This window comes from Pseudomonas sp. Leaf434 (assembly GCF_001425545.1).
Lineage (GTDB): Bacteria > Pseudomonadota > Gammaproteobacteria > Pseudomonadales > Pseudomonadaceae > Aquipseudomonas > Aquipseudomonas siliginis.
Map to the genome: position 1 here is coordinate 1,469,196 of NZ_LMQZ01000001.1, position 22,587 is coordinate 1,491,782.

Genomic DNA, 22,587 nt, shown 5'->3' on the forward strand with positions numbered 1-22,587 from the left:
GCGAGCTTTTCTGCAGGCATAAAAAAACCCGCCGGATTTGGCGGGTTTTCTATCGGCTACAGGAAGATCACTCTTCGATGTTGCCCATCGCGGTGGTGTTGAAGCCGCCGTCGACGTACATGATTTCACCGCTGATGCCCGACGCCAGGTCGGAGCACAGGAAGGCGCCGGCGTTGCCGACTTCTTCGATGGTGACGTTGCGGCGCAGCGGAGTCTGCGCTTCGTTGGCGGCCAGCATCTTGCGGAAGTTCTTGATGCCGGAAGCGGCCAGGGTGCGGATCGGGCCCGCCGATACGCAGTTGACGCGGGTACCGTCCGGGCCCAGGGAACCGGCCAGGTAACGGACGCCGGCTTCCAGCGAAGCCTTGGCCATGCCCATCACGTTGTAGTTCGGCATGGTGCGCTCGGCGCCCAGGTACGACAGGGTCAGCAGGCTGCCGTTGCGGCCTTTCATCATTTCGCGACCGGCCTTGGCCAGCGCCACGAAGCTGTAGGCGCTGATGTCGTGAGCGATGCGGAAACCTTCACGGGTGGTGGCTTCGGTGAAGTCGCCGTCCAGTTGGTCGCCCGGGGCGAAGCCGACGGAGTGCACGATGCAGTCCAGGCCGTCCCACTTCTTGCTCAGTTGTTCGAAGACCTTGGCGATTTCTTCATCGCTGGCCACGTCGCACGGGAAGCACAGCTCAGGGCTCGAACCCCAGCCTTGTGCGAACTCTTCGACGCGACCCTTGAGTTTGTCGTTCTGATAAGTGAAGGCAAGCTCAGCGCCCTCGCGATGCATGGCGGCAGCGATGCCGGATGCGATGGACAGCTTGCTGGCGACACCGACGATCAGTACGCGCTTACCGGCGAGAAAACCCATGTGTTGCTCCTCTTTCAGGTTATTGCGCAGTGGCTGGTGCCAGAAAAGCGGCTTCCAGCAACTGCTGTGTATACGGATGTTGGGGGGCGGCAAAAATACTTTGCGCGTCTCCCTGTTCGACCACTTGGCCATGCTTGACCACCATCAGTTGGTGGCTCAGCGCTTTGACGACAGCCAGGTCATGGCTGATGAACAAATACGTCAGGTTGTACTTGGCTTGCAGTGAACGCAACAGCTCCACTACTTGCCGCTGCACCGTGCGGTCGAGCGCCGAAGTCGGCTCGTCCAGCAGGATCAGCGCCGGTTTCAGCACCAAGGCCCGGGCAATGGCGATTCGCTGCCGTTGCCCTCCGGAAAATTCGTGGGGGTAGCGGTGCCGGGTTTCCGGATCCAGACCTACCTCCTTCAATGCCGCAATGATCGCCGCTTCCTGTTCGGCTGCGGTGCCCATCTTGTGTATGCGCAGGCCTTCGCCAACGATGTCATTGACGCACATGCGCGGGCTCAGGCTGCCAAACGGGTCCTGAAACACCACCTGCATCTCCCGCCGCAGCGGGCGAACCTCGCTCTGCGTCAGGCAGTCTAGCTGCTTGCCTTCAAAGCGGATCGCGCCTTTGCTGCCGATCAGCCGCAAAATCGCCAGACCCAGGGTGGATTTGCCGGAACCGCTTTCGCCGACGATCCCCAGGGTCTGCCCCTGAGGCAGGCTGAAATTGATGCCGTCCACTGCCTTGACGTAATCCACCGTGCGCTTGAGCAGGCCTTTCTTGATCGGGAACCAGACTTTCAGGTCCTCGACTTCGAGCAGCGGCGCGCCGATTTCATTGCTTGCCGGGCCGCCGCTGGGCTCCGCGCCGAGCAATTCCCGAGTGTACGGATGCTGCGGCGAACGGAACAGCTCTGCGCACGATGCCTGTTCGACGATGCAACCGCGCTGCATGACACATACGCGATGCGCAATTCTTCGCACCAGGTTCAAATCGTGACTGATCAGTAACAGCGACATGCCCAATCGAGCCTGAAGATCCTTGAGCAAATCGAGGATTTTCAGCTGAACGGTCACGTCCAGCGCGGTGGTCGGTTCGTCGGCAATCAGCAATTCCGGCTCGTTGGCCAGGGCCATGGCAATCATCACCCGCTGGCGCTGGCCGCCGGACAATTCATGGGGCAGGGCCTTGAGACGCTTGTGCGGCTCGGGGATGCCGACCATCTCCAGCAGCTCCAAAGTGCGCTTGGTCGCGACTTTGCCGCTCAGGCCCTTGTGGATGCCGAGCACTTCGTTGATCTGCTTTTCGATCGAGTGCAGCGGATTGAGCGAAGTCATCGGCTCCTGAAAGATCATGGCGATGCGGTTGCCACGAATATGGCGGATGGTCTTCTCGCTCAAATCCAGCAGGTTCTGCCCGGCGTAATTGATGCTGCCGGCCGGATGCCGCGCCATGGGGTAGGGCAGCAGGCGCAGGATTGAATGCGCCGTGACCGATTTGCCCGAGCCCGATTCACCGACCAGCGCCAGGGTCTCACCGCGCTTGATGTCGAAGCTCACGCCCTCGACCACGCGGTGGACGCGCTCGCCGAAACCGAATTCGACGGCGAGGTCGCGCACTTCGATCAGATTGTCCTGATTCATTTCACTTCCTCGGGTCGAAGGCATCGCGAGCGGACTCGCCGATAAACACCAGCAGACTCAACATCAGCGCCAGCACGGCAAACGCACTCATGCCCAGCCACGGCGCCTGCAAATTGGATTTGCCTTGCGCGACCAGTTCGCCCAGCGACGGACTGCCGGCCGGCAAGCCGAAGCCGAGGAAGTCCAGCGCGGTCAGGGTGCCGATGGCGCCGGTGAGGATGAACGGCATGAAGGTCATGGTCGAGACCATGGCGTTGGGCAGGATATGGCGGAACATGATCGCGCCGTTCTGCATGCCCAGCGCGCGGGCGGCGCGCACGTATTCCAGATTGCGCCCGCGCAGGAACTCGGCGCGCACCACATCGACCAGGCTCATCCACGAGAACAGCAGCATGATGCCCAGCAGCCACCAGAAATTCGGCTGGACGAAACTGGCGAGGATGATCAACAGATACAGCACCGGCAGCCCCGACCAGATCTCCAGAAAACGTTGCCCGGCGAGATCGACCCAGCCGCCGTAGAACCCCTGTAGCGCCCCGGCAATCACGCCGATGATCGAGCTCAGCACGGTCAGCGTCAGCGCAAACAACACGGAAATGCGGAAACCGTAGATCACCCGCGCCAACACGTCGCGGCCCTGATCGTCGGTGCCCAGCAGGTTGTCCGCCGAGGGTGGCGCCGGGGCCGGGACTTTCAGGTCGTAGTTGATGCTCTGGTAGCTGTAGGGGATCGGCGCCCACAGAATCCACGCGTCCTTGGCCTTGAGCAGCTCACGGATGTACGGACTCTTGTAGTTGGCTTCCAGCGGGAATTCGCCGCCGAACGCGGTTTCCGGGTAGCGCTTGATCGCCGGGAAATACCAGTTGTTGTCGTAATGCACGACCAGTGGCTTGTCGTTGGCAATCAGCTCGGCGCCCAGGCTGAGGCCGAACAGAATCAGAAACAGCCACAGCGACCACCAGCCACGCTTGTTGGCCTTGAACAGTTCGAAGCGCCGGCGGTTGAGAGGGGACAGGTTCATCTCAATGCTCCCGGCTGGCGAAGTCGATACGCGGATCGACAAAGGTGTAGGTCAGGTCGCCGATCAGTTTCACCACCAGCCCGAGCAGGGTGAAGATGAACAAGGTGCCGAACACCACCGGGTAATCGCGGTTGATCGCCGCTTCGAAACTCATCAGACCGAGGCCGTCGAGGGAGAAAATCACTTCCACCAGCAGGGAACCGGTGAAGAAAATGCCGATGAACGCCGAAGGAAAACCGGCAATCACCAGCAGCATGGCGTTGCGGAACACGTGGCCGTAAAGGACGCGATGGCGGGTCAGGCCCTTGGCTTTGGCGGTGACCACGTACTGTTTGTTGATCTCGTCGAGAAAGCTGTTTTTTGTCAGCAGAGTCATGGTCGCGAAGTTGCCGATCACCAGCGCGGTGACTGGCAATGCCAGGTGCCAGAAGTAATCGAGGATCTTGCCGCCCAGGCTCAGCTCATCAAAGTTGTTCGAAGTCAGCCCGCGCAGGGGGAACCAGTCCAGATAACTGCCGCCGGCAAATACCACGATCAGCAGGATCGCAAACAGGAACGCCGGGATCGCATAGCCGACGATGATCGCCGAACTGGTCCAGACATCGAAGTGGCTGCCGTGCCGCGTGGCCTTGGCGATGCCCAGCGGGATCGACACCAGGTACATGATCAGCGTGCTCCACAGCCCCAGCGAGATCGACACCGGCATCTTTTCCTTGATCAGGTCGATGACCTTGGCGTCGCGGAAGAAACTGTCGCCGAAATCCAGCTGCGCGTAGTTCTTGACCATGATCCACAGACGTTCCGGGGCCGATTTGTCGAACCCGTACATGTGCTCGATTTCCTTGATCAGCGCCGGGTCCAGCCCCTGCGCACCACGGTAGGACGAACCGGCCACCGCCACTTCGGCACCGCCGCCGGCAATCCGGCTGGTGGCGCCTTCGAAACCTTCGAGCTTGGCGATCATCTGCTCGACCGGCCCGCCGGGCGCGGCCTGGATGATCACGAAGTTGATCAGCAGAATGCCGAACAGGGTCGGGATGATCAGCAGCAGTCGCCGAAAGATATACGCCAGCATCTGATTACTCCGTGCCCGCAGGGTCGGCTTGCAGTTGGGTTTCGACTTCTACGGCAGGCTTGGCGTCAGGCTTGACCCACCAGGTATTGATGCCGATGTCATACTTGGGCGAGGTTTTCGGGTGGCCGATGTGGTTCCAGTAAGCCACGCGCCAGCTCTTGATGTGCCAGTTCGGCACCACGTAGTAGCCCCATTGCAGCACCCGGTCCAAGGCGCGAGCGTGGGCAACCAGACTTTTGCGCGAGTCGGCGTTGATCAGGCTTTCCACCAGTTGGTCAACGGTCGGGTCTTTGAGGCCCATGCTGTTGCGGCTACTCGGTTTGTCGGCGGCGGCGCTCATCCAGTACTCGCGTTGCTCGTTGCCCGGCGAATTGGACTGGGGAAAGCTGCCGACCATCATGTCGAAATCCCGCGAGCGCACGCGGTTGATGTACTGCGAGACGTCGACGCGGCGGATGACCAGATCGATGCCGAGGTCGCTGAGGTTGCGCTTGAACGGCAGCAGCACCCGTTCGAACTCGGTCTGGGCGAGGAGGAATTCGATTACCACCGGTTTGCCAGTGGCGTCGACCATTTTGTCATCGACGATTTTCCAGCCGGCCTCTTGCAGCAGTTGATACGCCTCACGCTGCTGGGTGCGGATCATGCCGCTGGCGTCGGTCTTGGGATTTTCGAAGGCTTCGCTGAACACCTGGGCCGGCAGTTTGCTGCGAAACGGTTCGAGGATCGTCCGTTGCTCGGCGTCGGGCAGGCCGGTGGCGGCCATTTCCGAGTTCTCGAAGTAACTGCGGGTGCGCACGTAGGCGCCGTTGAACAATTGCTTGTTGGTCCATTCGAAGTCGAACAGCAGCCCGAGAGCCTGACGCACGCGCACATCCTGGAACACCGGGCGGCGCAGGTTGAAGACGAAGCCCTGCATGCCGGTCGGGTTGCTGTTGGGGATCAGTTCCTTGATCAAACGGCCCTCGGTGACCGCCGGAACGTTATAGGCGCTAGCCCAGTTCTTCGCGGTCATCTCCAGCCAGTAATCGAACTGCCCGGCCTTCAGCGCTTCGAGGGCGACGGTGTTGTCGCGGTAATAGTCGGTGGTCATCGTGTCGAAGTTGTAGAAACCACGGTTGACCGGCAAGTCCTTGCCCCAGTAATCCTTGACCCGCTCGTAACGTACCGAACGGCCGGCCTTCACTTGGGTGACCTTGTACGGGCCGCTGCCCAGCGGGATTTCCAGGTTGCCCTTGTTGAAGTCGCGACTGGCCCACCAGTGTTTCGGCAGGACCGGCAACTGGCCGAGGATCAGCGGCAGCTCGCGGTTGTTGCTGTGCTTGAACTTGAACAAGACTTTCAACGGGTCTTCGGCGATGGCTTCGGCGACGTCGTTGTAGTAGCCGCGAAACATCGGCGAGCCTTCCTTGGTCAACGTCTCGAAGCTGAACACCACGTCTTCGGCGCGCACCGGGTGGCCGTCGTGGAAGCGTGCTTCCGGGCGCAGGTAGAAACGCACCCAACTGTTGTCGTCGGCTTTCTCGATCTTGCTGGCAATCAGGCCGTATTCGGTGAACGGCTCGTCGAGGCTGTGTTTGGTCAGGGTGTCGTAGATCTGGCCGATGTCATCGGCGGGCACGCCTTTGTTGATGAACGGGTTGAGGCTGTCGAAGCCACCGAAGCCGGCCTGACGGAATACGCCGCCCTTGGGCGCATCAGGGTTCACGTAGTCGAAATGCTTGAAATCGGCCGGGTATTTCGGCGGCTCGTTGTACAGGGTCACGGCGTGTTGCGGGGCGGCCCAGGCCAGCCCGGCGAACAGCAAGCCGCCGGCCTGCACGAGCAGGGTGCGAACAGCGTTCATCGATCTTTCTCCGAAGACTTCAGCCACCATGCGCTCAGGCCCAGGGTGTAGGGCGGCGTGGTGACAAAGGCCAACCGGTTGCGGTAGGCCAGACGGTGATAATTGAGGTACCAGTTGGGAATGCTGTAGTGCTGCCAGAGCAGCACGCGGTCGAGCGCTTTGCCGGCGGCGACCTGCTCGTCGCGGGTGCGAGCGGCGAGCAACTGTTCGAGCAGGTGATCGACCACCGGATTGGCGATGCCCGCGTAATTCTTGCTGCCCTTGACGTTCACCTGGCTGGAGTGGAAGTACTGCCACTGCTCAAGACCGGGGCTTAAGGTCTGGCCCAGTGTCATCGAGATCATGTCGAAATCGAATTGGTCGAGGCGCTGTTTGTACTGGGCGCGATCGACGGTACGCAGGCGCGCGTCGATGCCGATGCTGTTGAGGTTTTCGATGTACGGCTGATAGAGCCGCTCCAGGCTCGGGTTGACCAGCAGCAGTTCGAAACGCAGCGGTTGGCCGTCTTTGTCTTGCAGGCGCTGGCCGTGGAGCTTCCAACCGGCCTCGGCGAGCAGGGCCAGCGCCTTGCGCATGGTTTCCCGGGGAATGCCTCGGCCGTCGGTCTTCGGCAGGGTAAACGGCTCGGTGAACAGCCGGGCTGGCAACTGCTCCTTGTAAGGCTTGAGCATCAGCCATTCATGGCCGACCGGCAGGCCGGACGCAGTGAATTCGCTGTTGGGGTAGTAACTGCTTGTGCGCTTGTAGGCATCGCTGAACAGCGCACGGTTGGTCCACTCGAAATCGAACATCAGGCCCAACGCTTCGCGCGTCCTGACATCGGCGAAGGTCGCGCGGCGGCTGTTCATGAACAGGCCCTGAGTCTGGGTCGGGATCTGATGCGGGATCTGCGCCTTGATCACCTCGCCACGACGTACAGCAGGGAAGTTGTAGCCGTTGACCCAGTTCTTCGCCTGATGCTCGATGTAGATGTCGAACTCACCGGCCTTGAACGCTTCGAAGGCGACATCGCTGTCGCGGTAGAACTCGACTTCCATGCGATCGAAATTGTACTTGCCGCGATTGACCGGCAGGTCCTTGCCCCAGTAATCCTTGACCCGCTCGAAAATCAGCTGCCGCCCCGGCGTGACCGACGTGATGCGGTACGGCCCGCTACCCAGCGGCGGTTCGAAGGTGGTGGCTTTGAAGTCGCGGTCTTTCCAGTAATGCTGCGGCAGCACCGGCAACTCGCCAAGGCGCAGGATCAGCAGCGGATTGCCCGAGCGCTTGAACACGAAACGAATGCGTTGTTTGTTGAGGATGTCGACCCGTAGCACTTCCTGCAAGGCCGTGCGATACAGCGGATGACCGTCCTTGAGCAGCGTTCGATAGGAGAACGCCACGTCGTAGGCGGTGATCGGCGCGCCGTCGTGAAAGCGTGCTTCGGGGCGCAAATTGAAGACGACCCAGCTGCGATCTTCGCTGTACTCCACCGATTGTGCGATCAAACCGTAGCTCGACGCCGGCTCGTCGCCGGACGGCGAATACTGCCCGGTACCGACCATCAGCGGCTCGTTGAGCTCGTTGATGCCGTACTGGAGAAAATTGGCGGTGGTAACCGGGCTGGTGCCCTTGAAGGTATACGGATTGACCGTATCGAAGGTGCCGAACGCCATCACCCGCAACGTACCGCCTTTGGGCGCTTGCGGGTTGACCCAGTCGAAGTGGGTAAATCTGGCCGGGTACTTGAGCGTGCCGAACTGCGCATAACCATGACTTTCGGTAATCGTCGCGCTTGCGGGTGAGCTCAAGGCCAGGCTGATCAGGAGCAGGGAGAGGGCACGCTTCAAGTCAGATCCGATCCAGCGGCTTGGGCTTTGTGGGCCGTACAGTAACAGCTTGTCTGGACAGGAAAAAGATGCGGGTTAATGGCGGGTTAATCGTTTGCGCGAAGAGCCCCTCACCCTAACCCTCTCCCGGAGGGAGAGGGGACTGATCGTGGTGTCTGGGCGAGTTGCACCGACGTGCGATACCGAGTCGAAGTCAGTTTCTGAAAAGCCCCCGATCGGCTCCCTTTCCCCCTCTCCCCCTTGGGGGAGAGGGCTGGGGTGAGGGGGATGGATATAAAGCACACCACAAAAACTTCATCCAAAAAAAGCCCCTGAAATATCAGGGGCTCTTCAATCAGTGCGGCTGATAAACCGTAAGCATCTGCCCCGGCTTCAACGCCTTGCCAGCACCCGGATTCCAGCGCTTGAGATGTTGCATCTCAACGTTGAAGCGCTTGGCCACCACATACAGGGTGTCGCCGCGCTTGACCTTGTACTGGGTCTGCTGCTTGCTCTCGTCCTTGCCTTTGGTCTTGGTATTCGCCGCGACCACGGTGTTGACCCGGCCGGACTTGCGCGCCGGGGCACGCTTGGTGTTGTCCTGCATGACCAGGGTCTGGCCGACCTTGAGATTCTTGCCGGTCAGCTTGTTCCAGCGCTGCAGATCCTTGACTTCGACCTTGTTGGCCTTGGCGATGGAGCCGAGGTTGTCGCCACGCTTGACCCGATAAGCACGTTTGAGCTGCGCCACTTCCGACGGATCGGCGCCTTCGAACACCGGTTTCAGCGAGCGCGGGCTGATCAGTTCGTCCGGGCGCATGGTCTGCAGACTGGCAGTCAGCAGTTGTGCCTTGGACGTCGGCACCAGCAAATGCTGCGGACCGTCGATGGTGGTGCGCTGTTTGAACGCGGGGTTGAGCTGGAACAGTTCGTCTTCATCGATGTTCGCCACCGCAGCGACCTTGGACAGGTCCATGCGCTGGTTGATTTCGACGACCTGGAAGTACGGTTCGTTGGCGATCGGGTTGAGGTTGACGCCATAGGCTTCCGGCGCCAGCACCACTTGCGACAGCGCCAGCAGCTTCGGCACATAGGCCTGGGTTTCCGCCGGCAGCGGCAGGTTCCAGTAGTCGGTGGGCAGGCCAAGCTTTTCGTTGCGTTCGATCGCCCGGCTGACGGTGCCTTCACCAGCGTTGTAGGCTGCCAGCGCCAGCAGCCAGTCGCCGTTGAACATGTCGTGCAGGCGGGTCAGGTAGTCCATCGCGGCCGTGGTCGAGGCGGTAATGTCGCGACGACCATCATAAAAACGCGTCTGGCGCAGGTTGAAATAACGCCCGGTGGACGGAATGAACTGCCACAGGCCCACCGCATCGGCGCGGGAATAGGCCATCGGGTTGTAGGCGCTCTCGATCACTGGCAGCAGGGCCAGTTCCAGCGGCATGTTGCGCTCTTCGAGGCGTTCGACAATGTAATGAATGTAGAGGCTGCCGCGTTCGCCGGCATTCTCGAGGAAGGAGGGGTTACTGGCGAACCACAGGCGTTGTTGCTCGATGCGCGGATTGACGCCAAGGCCTTCCTGCAACTGGAAGCCCTGACGCATGCGTTCCCAGATGTCCTGGGGCGCCACTGGAGTGGGCTTCTCGGTCAGCCAGATCGGCTTCTGCTTGGCTCGCGCAGCAATGTTCGGCGTATGCGTCGCTTCAGTCTGCGGAGCGTGGCTGGAGCAACCCGCCAGCGTGGCGGACACAGCCACCGCGATGGCTTGCGCCAGGCGGGTCAAAGCATCTGAATTGACGGACTTACGTATGGATGACGACATTGGCTGGAAGTAAGTTCCGGGCAAAAATGTCGGGCGATTCTAGAAAGCGCACCCCCTGCGGTCAACCATTGAGAATTTTTGCCCCGGCCGGCGCGGTCGTCAGAACTTGTCTTTCCATGCCCGCAGAGCCGCAAATACCTCGCTCGGCGCCCGGTTTTGAGCGCCTTCCCGTTCGTCCACTTTTTGTGTAACCAATGTTTCAGAAGTGCGTAAAAACGGATTGGTAAGCTTTTCCAGGGCCAGAGTCGACGGCAACGTCATCACGCCGTTCTGCCGTTGCTGCGTGACCTTTTCCAGACGGGCGGCGACTTCCGGGTTGCCCGGCTCGACGGCGGCGGCAAATTTCAGATTGCTCAAGGTGTATTCATGGGTGCAGTAGACCAGCGTATCTTCCGGCAGGGCCGCAAGACGGCTGAGCGAGCGGTACATCTGCTCGGGTGTGCCTTCGAACAGCCGGCCGCAACCGGCGGCGAACAGGGTGTCGCCGCAGAACAGCAGGCCGTGGTGGTAATAGGCGATGTGCCCCAGGGTGTGACCGGGCACCGCATAGACGTCGAAGTCCCAGCCGAGCACGCTGACGCTGTCGTTGTCCTTGAGCGCTACGTCGCGCGCCGGGATGCTTTCGCTGGCCGGGCCGTAGACCTTGGCGCCGGTCGCGGCTTTCAGGCGCTCGACGCCGCCGACATGGTCATGGTGATGGTGAGTGATCAGAATATCGCTGAGCACCCAGCCCGGATGCGCGTCAAGCCACGCCTGCACCGGGGTGGCGTCGCCCGGATCGACCACCGCGCAACGCTGGGTCTGATGATCCTGTAACAACCAGATGTAGTTGTCGGTGAACGCGGGCAGGGCACTGATCTGTATCATCGTCGGAATTCGCCAAGCAGAAAACATTGGCGCATCTTAGTAGTTCCTGGCGCGTTGGAGAATGACATGACCGATAAAGCGTTCGCTCAGGCCGATCCCGACTGGCTGGCATTGATCAGCGCCGCCCGCGAATGGCTGTCGGGGCCGCTCGGGCAATTTCTGCTGGATGAAGAGCGGCGCATGCTCGATGACGAGCTCGGCCGGTTCTTCGGCGGTTATCTGGTGCATTACGGGCCGTCCGCCGAAACCCCGCCGGCCGCGCCGCAAGTGCAGCGCAACGTGCGTCTTGGCGCGCCGTTGCCCGGGGTCGAGATCGTCTGCGAAGAGCAGGCCTGGCCGTTGAGCGAGCACGCCGCCGACGTGGTGGTGATGCAGCATGGCCTGGATTTCTGCCTGTCGCCCCACGGCTTGCTGCGTGAAGCGGCGAGCAGCGTGCGCCCCGGCGGGCATCTGCTGATCATCGGCATCAACCCCTGGAGCACCTGGGGGCTGCGGCATTTCTTCGCCAATGATGCCCTGCGCAAGGCGCGCTGCATCTCGCCGTCGCGGGTCGCCGACTGGCTCAATCTGCTGGGCTTCGCGCTGGAGAAACGCCGCTTCGGGTGCTATCGTCCGCCGCTCGCGTCACCCAAGTGGCAGAACCGTCTGGCCGGCTGGGAACGCAAGGCCGGTGACTGGCAATTGTCCGGCGGTGGCTTCTATCTGCTGGTGGCGCGCAAGATCGTGGTGGGGCTCAGGCCGTTGCGCCAGGAACGCCGCGAGCCGATGGGCAAGCTGATTCCGCTGCCGATGGCCAAGGTCAACCGCCGCCGCATCGAACCGTAAATCTTCTTTTATTTGTGGCCGGGCTTGTTCCGGCCGCGGTCATTGTCGATCCGTGATTGGCAGGACAGGCATTTTTTCTGGAAAGACTGGCATGAGCGAAAGCGTGGAAAGCGTCGACACCGTAGAACTGTTCACCGACGGCGCCTGCAAGGGCAACCCCGGTCCCGGCGGCTGGGGCGCGCTGCTGGTGTGCAAGGGCGTCGAAAAGGAACTGTGGGGCGGCGAGGCCAACACCACCAACAATCGCATGGAGCTGCTCGGCGCGATTCGTGGCCTCGAAGCGCTCAAGCGCCCCTGCGAAGTGCTGCTGGTCACCGACTCGCAATACGTGATGAAAGGCATCAACGAGTGGATGGCCAACTGGAAGAAGCGCGGCTGGAAAACGGCTGCGAAAGAGCCGGTGAAGAATGCCGATCTGTGGAAAGAGCTGGACGAGCAGGTCAACCGCCACAAAGTCACCTGGAAATGGGTGCGCGGGCACATTGGCCATCACGGTAACGAGCGGGCTGACCAATTGGCTAACCGTGGGGTCGATGAAGTTCGCGGTTACAAGCAGAGCTGATTCGCTTCTAACCGTGGCGTGGCCGTTCGCGAGCAGGCTCGCTCCCACATTGGAATGCATTCCCCTGTAGGAGCTGCCGAAGGCTGCGATCTTTTGATCTTGTTGTAGGAAAAATCAAAAGATCGCAGCCTTCGGCAGCTCCTACAGGGTTCGAGTCCAGCGTGTTAACATCCGCGCTTTTGCATGATTGACCCGTTGAGAGCTGAGCACTGATGGCCACCAGATCCGTTGTACTCGATACCGAAACCACCGGCATGCCGGTGACCGATGGTCACCGGATCATTGAAATCGGTTGCGTCGAACTGATCGGTCGGCGCCTGACGGGCCGGCACTTTCACGTTTATCTGCAACCGGATCGCGAGAGCGACGAAGGCGCGATCGGTGTGCACGGCATCACCAACGAATTCCTCGTCGGCAAGCCGCGCTTTGCCGAAGTTGCCGATGAGTTCTTCGAGTTCATCCAGGGCGCGCAGCTGATTATCCACAACGCGGCGTTCGACGTTGGCTTCATCAACAACGAATTTGCCTTGATGGGCCAGCACGATCGCGCCGATATCACCCAGCATTGCACCATCCTCGATACCCTGATGATGGCCCGGGAACGTCACCCGGGGCAGCGCAACAGCCTCGATGCGTTGTGCAAACGTTACGGCGTCGACAACTCCGGCCGTGAACTCCACGGCGCCTTGCTCGACTCGGAGATTCTCGCCGACGTCTACCTGACCATGACCGGCGGCCAGACCAGCCTGTCGCTGGCTGGCAACGCGTCTGACGGCAATGGCACGGGCGAGGGCGCCGACAACTCGGCTACCGAAATCCGCCGCCTGCCGGTCGATCGCCAGCCAGCACGCATCATCCGGGCGACCGAAGAAGAACTGGCGGCGCATCTGGTGCGGCTGGAAATCATCGCCAAATCGGCGGGAGCGCCGGCGTTGTGGACGCAGATTGCCGAGGCTGATGCGCAGGTCTGAAAACCTGAAGATCAAAGATCAAAAGATCGCAGCCTTCGGCAGCTCCTACAGGGATTGCATTCCATAGTGGGGGCCAGGAAGGCAGCGATTTTTTGCGTTTGGCGACATGGAGCCAAGTTGCCACTCTCGCCACATTCGTCGCAACCCTCTACCCTGAGTGCACTGGTCAGGTGCAAATCTGCCGCCTCAGGACACTGAGCCTCATGTACAAAGAGTTGAAATTTGCGCTGGCAATCATCCATCGCGACGGTAAGGTCGACACCGTCGGCTGCGTCAAGGAATGAGGACTTTTCCCAGTATGCAACCGGTCATGAATCCGAAATACCCAGGGTTGTCGGTGCGTGTAGCCGACGAAGGTTTTGCGCCGTATATCTGGGGCAGCGACTTCAGTTTCGAGGTCGCTGCCTACGGCGCTGCCGTGATCGGCAAACCGGTCGAGCAGTGGCCGGTGACGCCGATCGTGCCGTACCGCAAGTGCTACGGTATTGATCCCGAAGAATTCAGCGCCTTTCACAACGCGCCCGACAGTGCGATTTTCATGGCGTACCTGGACGACGAGCCGGTCGGTCACCTGGTGATCAGCACCAACTGGAACGGCTTTGCCCATATCGATGAACTGGCGGTGCACGCCCCGGCCCGCCGCCACGGTGTGGCCAAGGCGTTGCTCGATGTCGCGCAGTTCTGGAGTCGCAAGAAGAAGCTGCCGGGCATCATGCTCGAAACCCAGAACAACAACCTCGGCGCCTGTCGGCTGTATGAGCGCTGCGGTTATGTGATCGGCGGCATCGACCAGTTACGCTATCGCGGCATCGATCCGCATACCGCTGAAGTCGCGTTGTTCTGGTATCGCCTGTTCGATAATCCGCTGGAAAAACCACTCAGCTCGACAACATCGCCTCGGCTTGTTCCGTGACGATCGCCAGCAAGGTCTGAATCGCCGCCGACGGCGCGGCATGTTTGAAGGTCAGGGCGTAGAGGCTGATCGGCACCGCCGGTGACAATGGGCAGACGTCCAGGCCACCGGCGCGGGCGCCCAGAGCGGTGAACGGATCGACGATGGCCAGACCTTCGCCGGCCTCGACCATGCTGCGCATCATCTGATGGGTCTGCACGCGGGTCTGAATGCTTGGCGCCGGGCGCAAGGCCTGAAGTTTGTTTTCCAGCGCCGGGCTCAGCGGATCCTGACCTTCGAGACCGACCATGGCCTGACCGGCCAGATCCGCGAGGGATATATATTTCTGTTTCGGCTGCAGCCAACCGTGCGGAGCGAGCAATTGCAGCTTGCCCTGGGCCAACGGCTGGCAATGGATATCGGGATGTTCGGGGTCCTGCAGGCTCAGGCCCAGATCGCTTTCGCGCAATAACAGGCTGCGGACGATGTCGCGAGTCGGCGCGCTGAGCAGGCTGCACGGTGCGTCGGGCAGGCGTCGACGCAGGGTCGCAAGGCTTTGTGGCAATAATTGTTGAGCCAGCGGCGGGGTGCCGATGATGCGCAAGGGCGGGGCGAGGTATTGCTTGAGGCTGCTGGCCAGACGCTGCACCGGCTCCAGCGCCTCATAGATGTGCGCGATTTCCACCTGCAAGGCGCGCGCTTCGGGGGTCGATTGCAGGCGCCCGCGAACGCTGGCGAACAGCATGAACCCCAACTGACTCTCGGCTTCGCGCAAACGCTCTTCGACCTCGGTCACCGGCAGTTGCAGCCATTCGGCGGCGGTGCCCAGGTGACCGGTCTGCAAGAGCGCCTGGATCACTTCGATGTGGCGTAAACGCATGCGTGAAGTCCATGTTCAGCAGGTGGGGTCAGAGGCTGAATCCTACCCCAAGTCCGCTCGCATGACTTCTGCTCATAATGCAGGGTTATGAAGCAACGCTTGGCTCGGGTTCGCGGATCAGGGTAATGCCTGACTGAACCAGGAGAAACTCGCTGTCACTGACCTTGTTGACCCGATCGCCAATGGCGAGTTTGTAAATGGGCTCCGAGCCAGTGGATCCGTCTGCAGACGGGTTCGATTCCTGGAATTCATGCACGGAATAAACGCGGCCTTCCGCATCTCTTGCATGAAACTGACCGACGAGTACTGCTGCCATCTGCTTAGAACCTCTGGAGATAAAACTCTTGATTTGCGGCTTTGTAGACCGTCAGCAAGCTCGGTAAGTTTTCCTACATGAAAAAAATATTCCTCGCGCAGGAAAAACCAATGACCACTGGTGAAAATGTCACTGGATCATCTATAACTAGCGACTCTTCCCACGGACCATCGAGAGTCATCCATGAGCAATGTCTACAACGTCGCTGTAGTGGTCGGTAGCCTGCGCAAAGCATCGATCAATCGCAAAGTCGCACTGGCCCTCGCCGAACTGGCACCGGCCAATCTCAAGCTCGAGATTGTCGAAATCGGTGAACTGCCGCTGTACAACGAAGACATCGACGGCGCTTCTCCGCCGGCAGCCTACAGCACTTTCCGTCAGAAAGTGGCGTCATCCGACGCGGTGCTGTTTGTTACCCCCGAGTACAACCGCTCGATCCCGGCACCGTTGAAGAACGCCATCGACGTCGGTTCGCGCCCTTATGGCCAGAGCGCGTGGAGTGGCAAACCCGGCGCGGTGATCAGCGTATCGCCAGGCGCCATCGGCGGCTTCGGCGCCAACCAGCACCTGCGCCAGACCTTTGTTTTCCTTGATATCCATTGCCTGCAACAGCCGGAAGCCTACCTGGGCGGCGCCGGCAACGCGTTCGACGAAGCGGGCAAACTGAGCGACTCGGTGAAACCGTTCCTGCAGAAATTCATCGATGCGTACGGCCAGTTCGTCGAGCAACACAAGAAATAAACTTACCGAAACTCACTGTGGGAGCGAGCCTGCTCGCGAAGGCGGACTGTCAGATAACAATTTCGCGTCTGACACACCGCTTTCGCGAGCAGGCTCGCTCCCACATTTGTTCGATTTCCACCCGTTTCGCTATTTGAAGGCTTCTGCGAATGCTCGCTGCGTCACTGATTTTCCTGCTGACCATCACCCTCGTCATCTGGCAACCCAAGGGGCTCGGCGTCGGCTGGAGTGCAACGTTGGGCGCCGTGCTGGCGTTGATTTTTGGCGTCGTTCACCTCACGGACATCCCGCTGGTCTGGCAGATCATCTGGAACGCCACCGGCACCTTCGTCGCGCTGATCATCATCAGCCTGTTGCTCGACGAGGCTGGCTTTTTCAATTGGGCGGCGCTGCACGTGGCGCGTTGGGGGCGGGGCAGTGGGCGCAAATTGTTTGCCTTCATGGTGCTGCTCGGCGCGCTGGTCTCTGCGCTGTTCGCCAATGACGGCGCGGCGCTGATTCTCACGCCGATCGTGATTTCGATGCTGCTGGCGCTGCGCTTTTCACCGGCGGCGACGCTGGCCTTCGTCATGGGCGCCGGGTTCATTGCCGACACGGCGAGCCTGCCGCTGGTGGTGTCGAACCTGGTCAACATCGTTTCGGCGGACTTCTTCCACATCGGCTTCAACCGTTATGCAGCGGTCATGGTGCCGGTGAACTTCGTCAGCGTGGCGGCGACGCTGGGCATGTTGCTGTGGTTTTTCCGTCGCGACATCCCGGCGGCTTACGACCCGGAACAACTGGAAAACCCGCAAACCGCAATCCACGACAAGGCGACGTTCTATGCTGGTTGGGCGGTGTTGGTGATCCTGTTGATCGGCTGCTTCGCCCTGGAACCGCTGGGGATTCCGATCAGCGCTATTTCCGCTGTGTGCGCCGCGCTGCTACTGGGTATTGCCGCGCGCGGCCACAAAATCTCCACGCGCAAAGTGATGAAAGCAGCGCCGTGGCAGATCGTGATTTTCTCGCTGGGCATGTATCTGGTGGTGTACGGCCTGCGCAATGCCGGACTCACCGGTTACCTCGCCGGGTGGCTGGACGTATTCGCCGGTCACGGCGTGTGGGGCGCGGCGATGGGCACCGGGGTGCTGACGGCGCTGCTGTCGTCGATCATGAACAATCTGCCAACGGTACTGATCGGCTTGCTGTCGATCGACGCCAGTCAGGCCAGCGGCGTGATCAAGGAAGCGATGATCTACGCCAACGTGATCGGCAGCGACCTGGGGCCGAAGATCACTCCGATCGGCAGCCTGGCGACCTTGCTGTGGCTGCACGTGCTGGAGCGCAAAGGCATCCATATCGGCTGGGGCTATTACTTCCGTGTCGGGATTGTGTTGACGGTGCCGGTGTTGCTGGTGACGTTGGCGGCATTGGCGGTGCGGTTATCCCTATAGACCGAGTTGCTCTTTTCGCGAGCAGGCTCGCTCCCACAGGGATCGCATTCCACATTTGAAATGCATTCTCTGTGGGAGCGAGCCTGCTCGCGAATTGGGTCGGACACCACAAATCTCAGGTTTGGCCGGGGACATTCGGCCAAAGATCCGCCACCAGAAACAACCGCTCCGCCTCTTCCCATTCGCCCTGGGCATTCTCGGTCAGGCGTACCATCAACTGCGCCGGGGCCAGTGCTGGCAGGTCTGCCAGCCACAAACGCAGGTGCTCATCTGTCCAGACCTGATCCGCCGGGTAATGCGCCGGCGCCAGCCACGCATGGCGGGGCAGGGGTTGCCAGCGGCCCGGCGGGCGCTGCGCGACAAACGCCGGCCAGTCCCTCTGATGCAGCCAACTGCCACGCAGATGTTGTGGATGCGCGCCGTTCGGTGAGTCGGCCTGCCCTGGCCACGGATACAGCAGATAACCGCCCAGCCACAACTGCGCGCTGAAGGTTTCGATATCCAGTGCCGCGAGCACCTCGCGGCTTTCCGGGCGCGCCGAGATCGGCAATTGATGCTCGGCCAGATGTGCCAGTTTGCGATCCAGCCGGTCATGACAACCCGGCCCCAGCCACTGCGCGGGATCGCGGCCATCGCCATCCTGCGGGCCAAGGTAGAGCTTGATCGCCAGTTCCAGATGATGCACGCCGTCGCGGTCACGCAGCAGCATGTCGAGTTCGCCGAGGGTGTGCCCGGCGCGGCGAATCGGCAGGTTGGCGGCGATCAGTTCGATGCCCGGCGCATGCGAGACGGCGAACTGCCAAAGACGCTCGTAATACAGACCCAGACGCCGGGTGCGCGCCTGAGACAGCCATTGCAGCAGGCCGTAACTGTCGCGGTCGAGCTGGTGCAGCCAATGTTCGAGGCGCTGCGGGTCGTGCACCCATTCGCTGCCGGCAAGCGGATGGCGCTGGGGCCACGGCGTGGCAGCGAGCATCGGCGGCGCGAGGATCACCCACGCCAGGTCCCGCACTTCGGGATGGCGTAATCGATGGGGCAATTGCAACAAGTCGGGGAACAGGATCATCTTGCGAGCATAGCCTTAAACCTGAGTGCACCCTTGAGGCTGAAAGGATTTTGTCTATCTGGCGCTTTCGCCCATAATCGGCTTTTCGCGTTTTCGATTGTCCGCAGAGGTCCCATGGAGCAATTTCGTAATATCGGCATCATCGGTCGCCTGGGCAGTTCCCAGGTGCTGGATACCGTCCGCCGACTGAAACGCTTTCTGCTCGACCGTCACCTGCATGTGATCCTCGAAGACACCATCGCTGAAGTCCTGCCCGGCCATGGCCTGCAAACCTCGTCGCGCAAGATGCTCGGCGAAGTTTGTGACATGGTCATCGTCGTCGGCGGTGACGGCAGCCTGCTTGGCGCTGCGCGGGCGCTGGCCAGGCACAATATTCCGGTGCTGGGCATCAACCGCGGGAGCCTTGGCTTCCTCACCGACATTCGCCCCGACGAGCTGGAAATCAAGGTCGCCGAAGTGCTCGACGGCCACTATCTGGTAGAAAACCGTTTCCTGCTGCAAGCCGAAGTGCGTCGCCATGGCGAGGCCATCGGCCAGGGCGATGCGCTCAACGATGTGGTGCTGCACCCGGGCAAATCGACGCGGATGATCGAATTCGAGCTGTACATCGACGGCCAGTTCGTCTGCAGCCAGAAGGCCGACGGCCTGATCGTCGCGACGCCGACCGGCTCCACTGCCTACGCGTTGTCTGCCGGCGGGCCGATCATGCATCCCAAGCTCGACGCTATTGTGATTGTGCCGATGTACCCCCATACCTTGTCGGGACGGCCGATCGTGGTCGATGGCAACAGTGAGCTGAAAATCGTCGTGTCCAAAGATATGCAGATCTACCCGCAGGTGTCCTGCGACGGCCAGAACCACTTCACCTGCGCACCGGGCGACACCATTACCGTGAGCAAGAAAGCGCAGAAGCTGCGCCTGATTCATCCGCTCGATCACAATTACTACGAGGTGTGCCGCACCAAGCTTGGCTGGGGCAGCAAGCTGGGGGGCGGAGGCGACTGATGCTCGATCCCGCGCGCAGTTACGACCTGATCGGTGACGTGCACGGATGCGCCATGACCCTCGAACACTTGCTGGACCGTCTCGGTTATCACAAGCAGGGCGGGGTCTGGCGGCATCCGTCACGCATGGCGGTGTTCGTCGGCGACATCATCGACCGTGGCCCGCGCATTCGCGAGGCGTTGCACATCGTTCACGACATGGTCGAGGCGGGGCAGGCGCTGTGCATCATGGGCAACCATGAATTCAATGCGCTCGGCTGGGTCACCCCGGCGCCACCGGGCAGCGGCAAGCAGTTCGTGCGCGAACACACCAAGCGCCATGCGCGGCTGTTGCAGGAAACCCTGACTCAATTTGAAGACCATCCCGGCGACTGGCATGACTTCCAGCAGTGGTTCTACGAGCTGCCGCTGTTCGTCGATGCCGGGCGGTTTCGCGTCGTCCATGCATGCTGGGATGCCGGGCTGATCGAGCCGCTGCGGGCGCTGTTCCCCAATGGCTGCGTCGATGAGCATTTCCTCCAGGCCTCGGCGGTGCCCGGCAGCTTCGCTTGCACTGTGTTCGATCGCTTGCTGCGCGGCACTGACATGCGCCTGCCGGGTGGCCTGACCATGACCAGCGGCGACGGTCTGGTGCGTTCGTTTTTCCGCACCAAGTTCTGGGAGGACGACCCGAAAACCTATGGCGACATCGTGTTTCAGCCCGATGCACTGCCGGAACCTGTCGCGCAGACGCCGCTGACGTCCACTGAAAAGAATTCCCTGCTGCGCTATGGCGTCGACGAGCCGTTGCTGTTCGTCGGCCACTACTGGCGCAGCGGCAAACCGGCGCCGATCCGCCCGAACCTCGCGTGCCTGGATTACAGCGCCGTGCTCTACGGCAAACTGGTGGCCTATCGTCTGGACCAGGAAACGCGCCTGGATCCGCAAAAATTCGTCTGGGTCGATGTCGAGCGGCCGGAGGTGCTGCAATGAGTGCGATAGCGGTATTGCGCCTGCCGTTGGCGGTGGATTTGAGCGGTTTCGTCAAGCTGCTGCAACGCATGCAAGTGCCCCATCGGGTCAGCGAAGAGGCGGGCGAGCAGGTGCTGTGGGCGCCGGAGGAAATCAGCGAGGACGTGCGTTCCTTGTACGAGCGCTTCCCGGCAGGCGACCCGGATCAGCAACTGGACATTCCCGTGGGCCAGACCTTCAAGCGCCCGGGTTTCGCCGAACAGCTGAAACACGCCAAAGCCACCGGGTTGATTCTGCTGTTGAGCCTCATCGTCGGTGGCCTGACCTTTCTCGGCGAAAACCTGGAAACGCTGCGCTGGCTGACCTTCCTCGATTTTCGCGTGATCGGTGAGTACATCCACTTCACGCCGCTGGCCGACAGCCTCGCGGCGGGGCAGTGGTGGCGGCTGGTCACGCCGATGCTGATCCACTTCGGCATCCTCCATCTGGCCATGAACGGCATGTGGTATTGGGAGCTGGGGCGGCGCATCGAGTCACGCCAGGGCAGCATCAACCTGATCGGTTTGACGCTGTTGTTCAGTCTGGTGTCCAACTACGCGCAGTTCGTCTGGAGCGGCCCGAGCCTGTTTGGTGGGCTGTCCGGTGTGCTTTACGGCTTGCTCGGGCATTGCTGGATCTTCCAGTTGCTGGCGCCGAACCCGGCCTATCGTCTGCCGCGCGGCGTGCTGGTGATGATGCTGGTATGGCTGGTGGTGTGCATGTCCGGGCTGATCTCGCTGATCGGTTTCGGCCAGATCGCCAACGCCGCGCACCTGAGCGGGTTACTCATCGGATGCTTTACCGGTTTGTTGGGCGGTTTGTATAACCGCCGTAAACTGGCCGCCTAACATTTTTGTTTCAGCAAAGAGCACGGAGACCCTGATGTCCTCTTTCAACGACATGATCAACAACATCACCCCGGACATCTACGAAAGCCTGAAACTGGCCGTGGAAATCGGTAAATGGTCCGACGGCAACAAACTCACTGCCGAACAGCGCGAGCTGTCGTTGCAGGCGATGATTGCCTGGGAAATCCAGAACCTGCCGGAAGACCAGCGCACTGGCTACATGGGCCCGCAAGAGTGTGCGTCGAAGTCGATCGAAGTGCCGAACATCCTGTTCAAGTCGGATGCCATCCATTGATCGAGATTGGCCGCGGTGCAATCAGCAAAATGTCGGCGCGTCTGGACGGGTCGAACGTGCAGTACGCGTTTCGTCTGGATGACGTCGAGGTGCCGGTCAATCCGTTGATCGGCAGCACGCTGCGTCTGGAGTTTTTGGGGGCGATTCACTGCACCCATTGCGGGCGCAAAACCAAAACCAGTTTCAGTCAGGGCTATTGCTACCCGTGCATGACCAAACTGGCGCAGTGCGACCTGTGCATCATGAGCCCGGAACGCTGCCACTTCGACGCCGGCACCTGCCGTGATCCGGTGTGGGGCCAGCAGTTCTGCATGACCGACCATGTGGTTTACCTGGCCAATTCGTCAGGCATCAAGGTTGGCATCACCCGTGCTACGCAGTTGCCGACCCGCTGGCTCGACCAGGGTGCGAGTCAAGCCTTGCCAATCATGCGTGTATCGACACGCCAGCAATCGGGGTTTGTCGAGGACCTGTTCCGCAGCCAGGTGGCGGACAAGACCAACTGGCGCGCGCTGCTCAAAGGTGATGCGGCGGCGGTGGATCTGGCGCAGGTGCGCGATCAGTTGTTCGAAAGCTGCGCCGAAGGCCTGCAAGGGTTGCAGGAGCGATTCGGCCTACAGGCGATTCAGACGATTGCCGATGTCGAACCGCTGGAAATCCGCTATCCCGTCGAGCAATACCCGGCGAAAATCGTCAGCTTCAACCTGGACAAGAACCCGATTGCCGAAGGCACGCTGCTGGGGATCAAGGGCCAGTACCTGATCTTCGACACCGGCGTGATCAACATTCGTAAATACACGGCGTACCAGCTCGCCGTGCATCAATAAGGATTCCAG

Annotated in this window: 22 protein-coding genes; 11 read left to right on the forward strand and 11 right to left on the reverse strand. The window is 60.9% G+C overall.

Going from position 1 to position 22,587, the window contains the following annotated elements:
• Nucleotides 1-67 precede the first annotated feature (67 nt).
• The 8 genes from fabI to gloB form a co-directional block, all read right to left on the reverse strand.
• On the reverse strand, nt 68-862 hold the full coding sequence (gene fabI / locus ASG55_RS06480) for an enoyl-ACP reductase FabI (RefSeq protein WP_014339032.1): 795 nt from the start codon (nt 860-862) through the stop codon (nt 68-70).
• A 19-nt stretch (nt 863-881) separates the two neighbouring features.
• Nucleotides 882-2,492 (reverse strand): ABC transporter ATP-binding protein, encoded by a 1,611-nt coding sequence (locus ASG55_RS06485; RefSeq protein ID WP_056784662.1) that lies wholly within the window; start codon nt 2,490-2,492, stop codon nt 882-884.
• A 1-nt stretch (nt 2,493) separates the two neighbouring features.
• A complete protein-coding gene (locus tag ASG55_RS06490; RefSeq protein WP_016774153.1) occupies nt 2,494-3,513 on the reverse strand; it encodes an ABC transporter permease in 1,020 nt (339 codons plus the stop codon).
• A 1-nt stretch (nt 3,514) separates the two neighbouring features.
• On the reverse strand, nt 3,515-4,588 hold the full coding sequence (locus ASG55_RS06495; protein WP_016774154.1) for a microcin C ABC transporter permease YejB: 1,074 nt from the start codon (nt 4,586-4,588) through the stop codon (nt 3,515-3,517).
• 4 nt (nt 4,589-4,592) lie between these two features.
• Nucleotides 4,593-6,434: an extracellular solute-binding protein gene (locus ASG55_RS06500; RefSeq protein WP_056784665.1), complete on the reverse strand. Its 1,842-nt coding sequence runs from the start codon at nt 6,432-6,434 to the stop codon at nt 4,593-4,595.
• Nucleotides 6,431-8,263 (reverse strand): extracellular solute-binding protein, encoded by a 1,833-nt coding sequence (locus ASG55_RS06505; RefSeq protein ID WP_056784667.1) that lies wholly within the window; start codon nt 8,261-8,263, stop codon nt 6,431-6,433. The genes ASG55_RS06500 and ASG55_RS06505 overlap by 4 nt, the downstream gene beginning before the upstream one ends.
• A gap of 334 nt (nt 8,264-8,597) precedes the next feature.
• Nucleotides 8,598-10,061 (reverse strand): transglycosylase SLT domain-containing protein, encoded by a 1,464-nt coding sequence (locus tag ASG55_RS06510; RefSeq protein ID WP_041480626.1) that lies wholly within the window; start codon nt 10,059-10,061, stop codon nt 8,598-8,600.
• Between the two features lie 99 nt (nt 10,062-10,160).
• Nucleotides 10,161-10,928 carry a hydroxyacylglutathione hydrolase gene (gloB, locus tag ASG55_RS06515; protein ID WP_056786790.1) on the reverse strand — a complete coding sequence of 256 codons (768 nt, stop codon included), beginning with the start codon at nt 10,926-10,928 and terminating at the stop codon, nt 10,161-10,163.
• 66 nt (nt 10,929-10,994) lie between these two features.
• On the opposite strand from gloB, the gene ASG55_RS06520 reads away from it, so the two are divergent.
• From ASG55_RS06520 to ASG55_RS06535, 4 genes are all read left to right on the forward strand, one after another.
• Nucleotides 10,995-11,753: a class I SAM-dependent methyltransferase gene (locus ASG55_RS06520; protein ID WP_041480625.1), complete on the forward strand. Its 759-nt coding sequence runs from the start codon at nt 10,995-10,997 to the stop codon at nt 11,751-11,753.
• 91 nt (nt 11,754-11,844) lie between these two features.
• Nucleotides 11,845-12,315: a ribonuclease HI gene (rnhA, locus tag ASG55_RS06525; protein WP_007910572.1), complete on the forward strand. Its 471-nt coding sequence runs from the start codon at nt 11,845-11,847 to the stop codon at nt 12,313-12,315.
• Nucleotides 12,316-12,527: 212 nt separating this feature from the next.
• Entirely contained in the window at nt 12,528-13,286 is a 759-nt protein-coding gene (gene dnaQ / locus ASG55_RS06530; protein WP_041480624.1) for a DNA polymerase III subunit epsilon, read from the forward strand.
• 298 nt (nt 13,287-13,584) lie between these two features.
• Nucleotides 13,585-14,199, forward strand: coding sequence for a GNAT family N-acetyltransferase (locus ASG55_RS06535; RefSeq protein WP_016774208.1), 615 nt, complete (start codon nt 13,585-13,587; stop codon nt 14,197-14,199).
• Here ASG55_RS06535 and ASG55_RS06540 read toward each other — a convergent pair.
• Together ASG55_RS06540 and ASG55_RS06545 are read right to left on the reverse strand one after the other, a co-directional pair.
• Entirely contained in the window at nt 14,165-15,058 is an 894-nt protein-coding gene (locus ASG55_RS06540; RefSeq protein ID WP_056784670.1) for a LysR family transcriptional regulator, read from the reverse strand. The genes ASG55_RS06535 and ASG55_RS06540 overlap by 35 nt on opposite strands.
• Before the next feature lie 85 nt (nt 15,059-15,143).
• Nucleotides 15,144-15,374 carry a hypothetical protein gene (locus tag ASG55_RS06545; protein ID WP_056784673.1) on the reverse strand — a complete coding sequence of 77 codons (231 nt, stop codon included), beginning with the start codon at nt 15,372-15,374 and terminating at the stop codon, nt 15,144-15,146.
• Nucleotides 15,375-15,557: 183 nt separating this feature from the next.
• On the opposite strand from ASG55_RS06545, the gene ASG55_RS06550 reads away from it, so the two are divergent.
• The gene (locus tag ASG55_RS06550) at nt 15,558-16,115 is read left to right on the forward strand and encodes an NADPH-dependent FMN reductase (protein ID WP_024012496.1); all 558 of its coding nucleotides are present in this window, start codon (nt 15,558-15,560) and stop codon (nt 16,113-16,115) included.
• Between the two features lie 149 nt (nt 16,116-16,264).
• A complete protein-coding gene (locus ASG55_RS06555) occupies nt 16,265-17,548 on the forward strand; it encodes an arsenic transporter (protein ID WP_056784674.1) in 1,284 nt (427 codons plus the stop codon).
• Nucleotides 17,549-17,663: 115 nt separating this feature from the next.
• Here the strand turns inward: ASG55_RS06555 and ASG55_RS06560 are convergent, their stop codons facing one another.
• A complete protein-coding gene (locus tag ASG55_RS06560; RefSeq protein ID WP_056784677.1) occupies nt 17,664-18,614 on the reverse strand; it encodes a DUF1853 family protein in 951 nt (316 codons plus the stop codon).
• 114 nt (nt 18,615-18,728) lie between these two features.
• Here ASG55_RS06560 and ASG55_RS06565 point away from each other — a divergent pair, with 114 nt between their 5' ends.
• The 5 genes from ASG55_RS06565 to ASG55_RS06585 are packed head-to-tail and all read left to right on the forward strand — an operon-like array spanning nt 18,729 to nt 22,578.
• Nucleotides 18,729-19,619, forward strand: a complete 891-nt coding sequence (locus ASG55_RS06565) for an NAD(+) kinase (protein ID WP_041480619.1) — start codon at nt 18,729-18,731, stop codon at nt 19,617-19,619.
• Nucleotides 19,619-20,590, forward strand: a complete 972-nt coding sequence (locus ASG55_RS06570; RefSeq protein WP_024012499.1) for a metallophosphoesterase — start codon at nt 19,619-19,621, stop codon at nt 20,588-20,590. The genes ASG55_RS06565 and ASG55_RS06570 overlap by 1 nt, the downstream gene beginning before the upstream one ends.
• Nucleotides 20,587-21,456, forward strand: coding sequence for a rhomboid family intramembrane serine protease (locus ASG55_RS06575; protein ID WP_056784680.1), 870 nt, complete (start codon nt 20,587-20,589; stop codon nt 21,454-21,456). The genes ASG55_RS06570 and ASG55_RS06575 overlap by 4 nt, the downstream gene beginning before the upstream one ends.
• A 34-nt stretch (nt 21,457-21,490) precedes the next feature.
• On the forward strand, nt 21,491-21,751 hold the full coding sequence (locus ASG55_RS06580; protein ID WP_016774215.1) for a YeaC family protein: 261 nt from the start codon (nt 21,491-21,493) through the stop codon (nt 21,749-21,751).
• On the forward strand, nt 21,748-22,578 hold the full coding sequence (locus tag ASG55_RS06585; protein WP_016774216.1) for a DUF2797 domain-containing protein: 831 nt from the start codon (nt 21,748-21,750) through the stop codon (nt 22,576-22,578). Before ASG55_RS06580 ends, ASG55_RS06585 begins: the two co-directional genes overlap by 4 nt.
• Nucleotides 22,579-22,587: the final 9 nt, after the last annotated feature.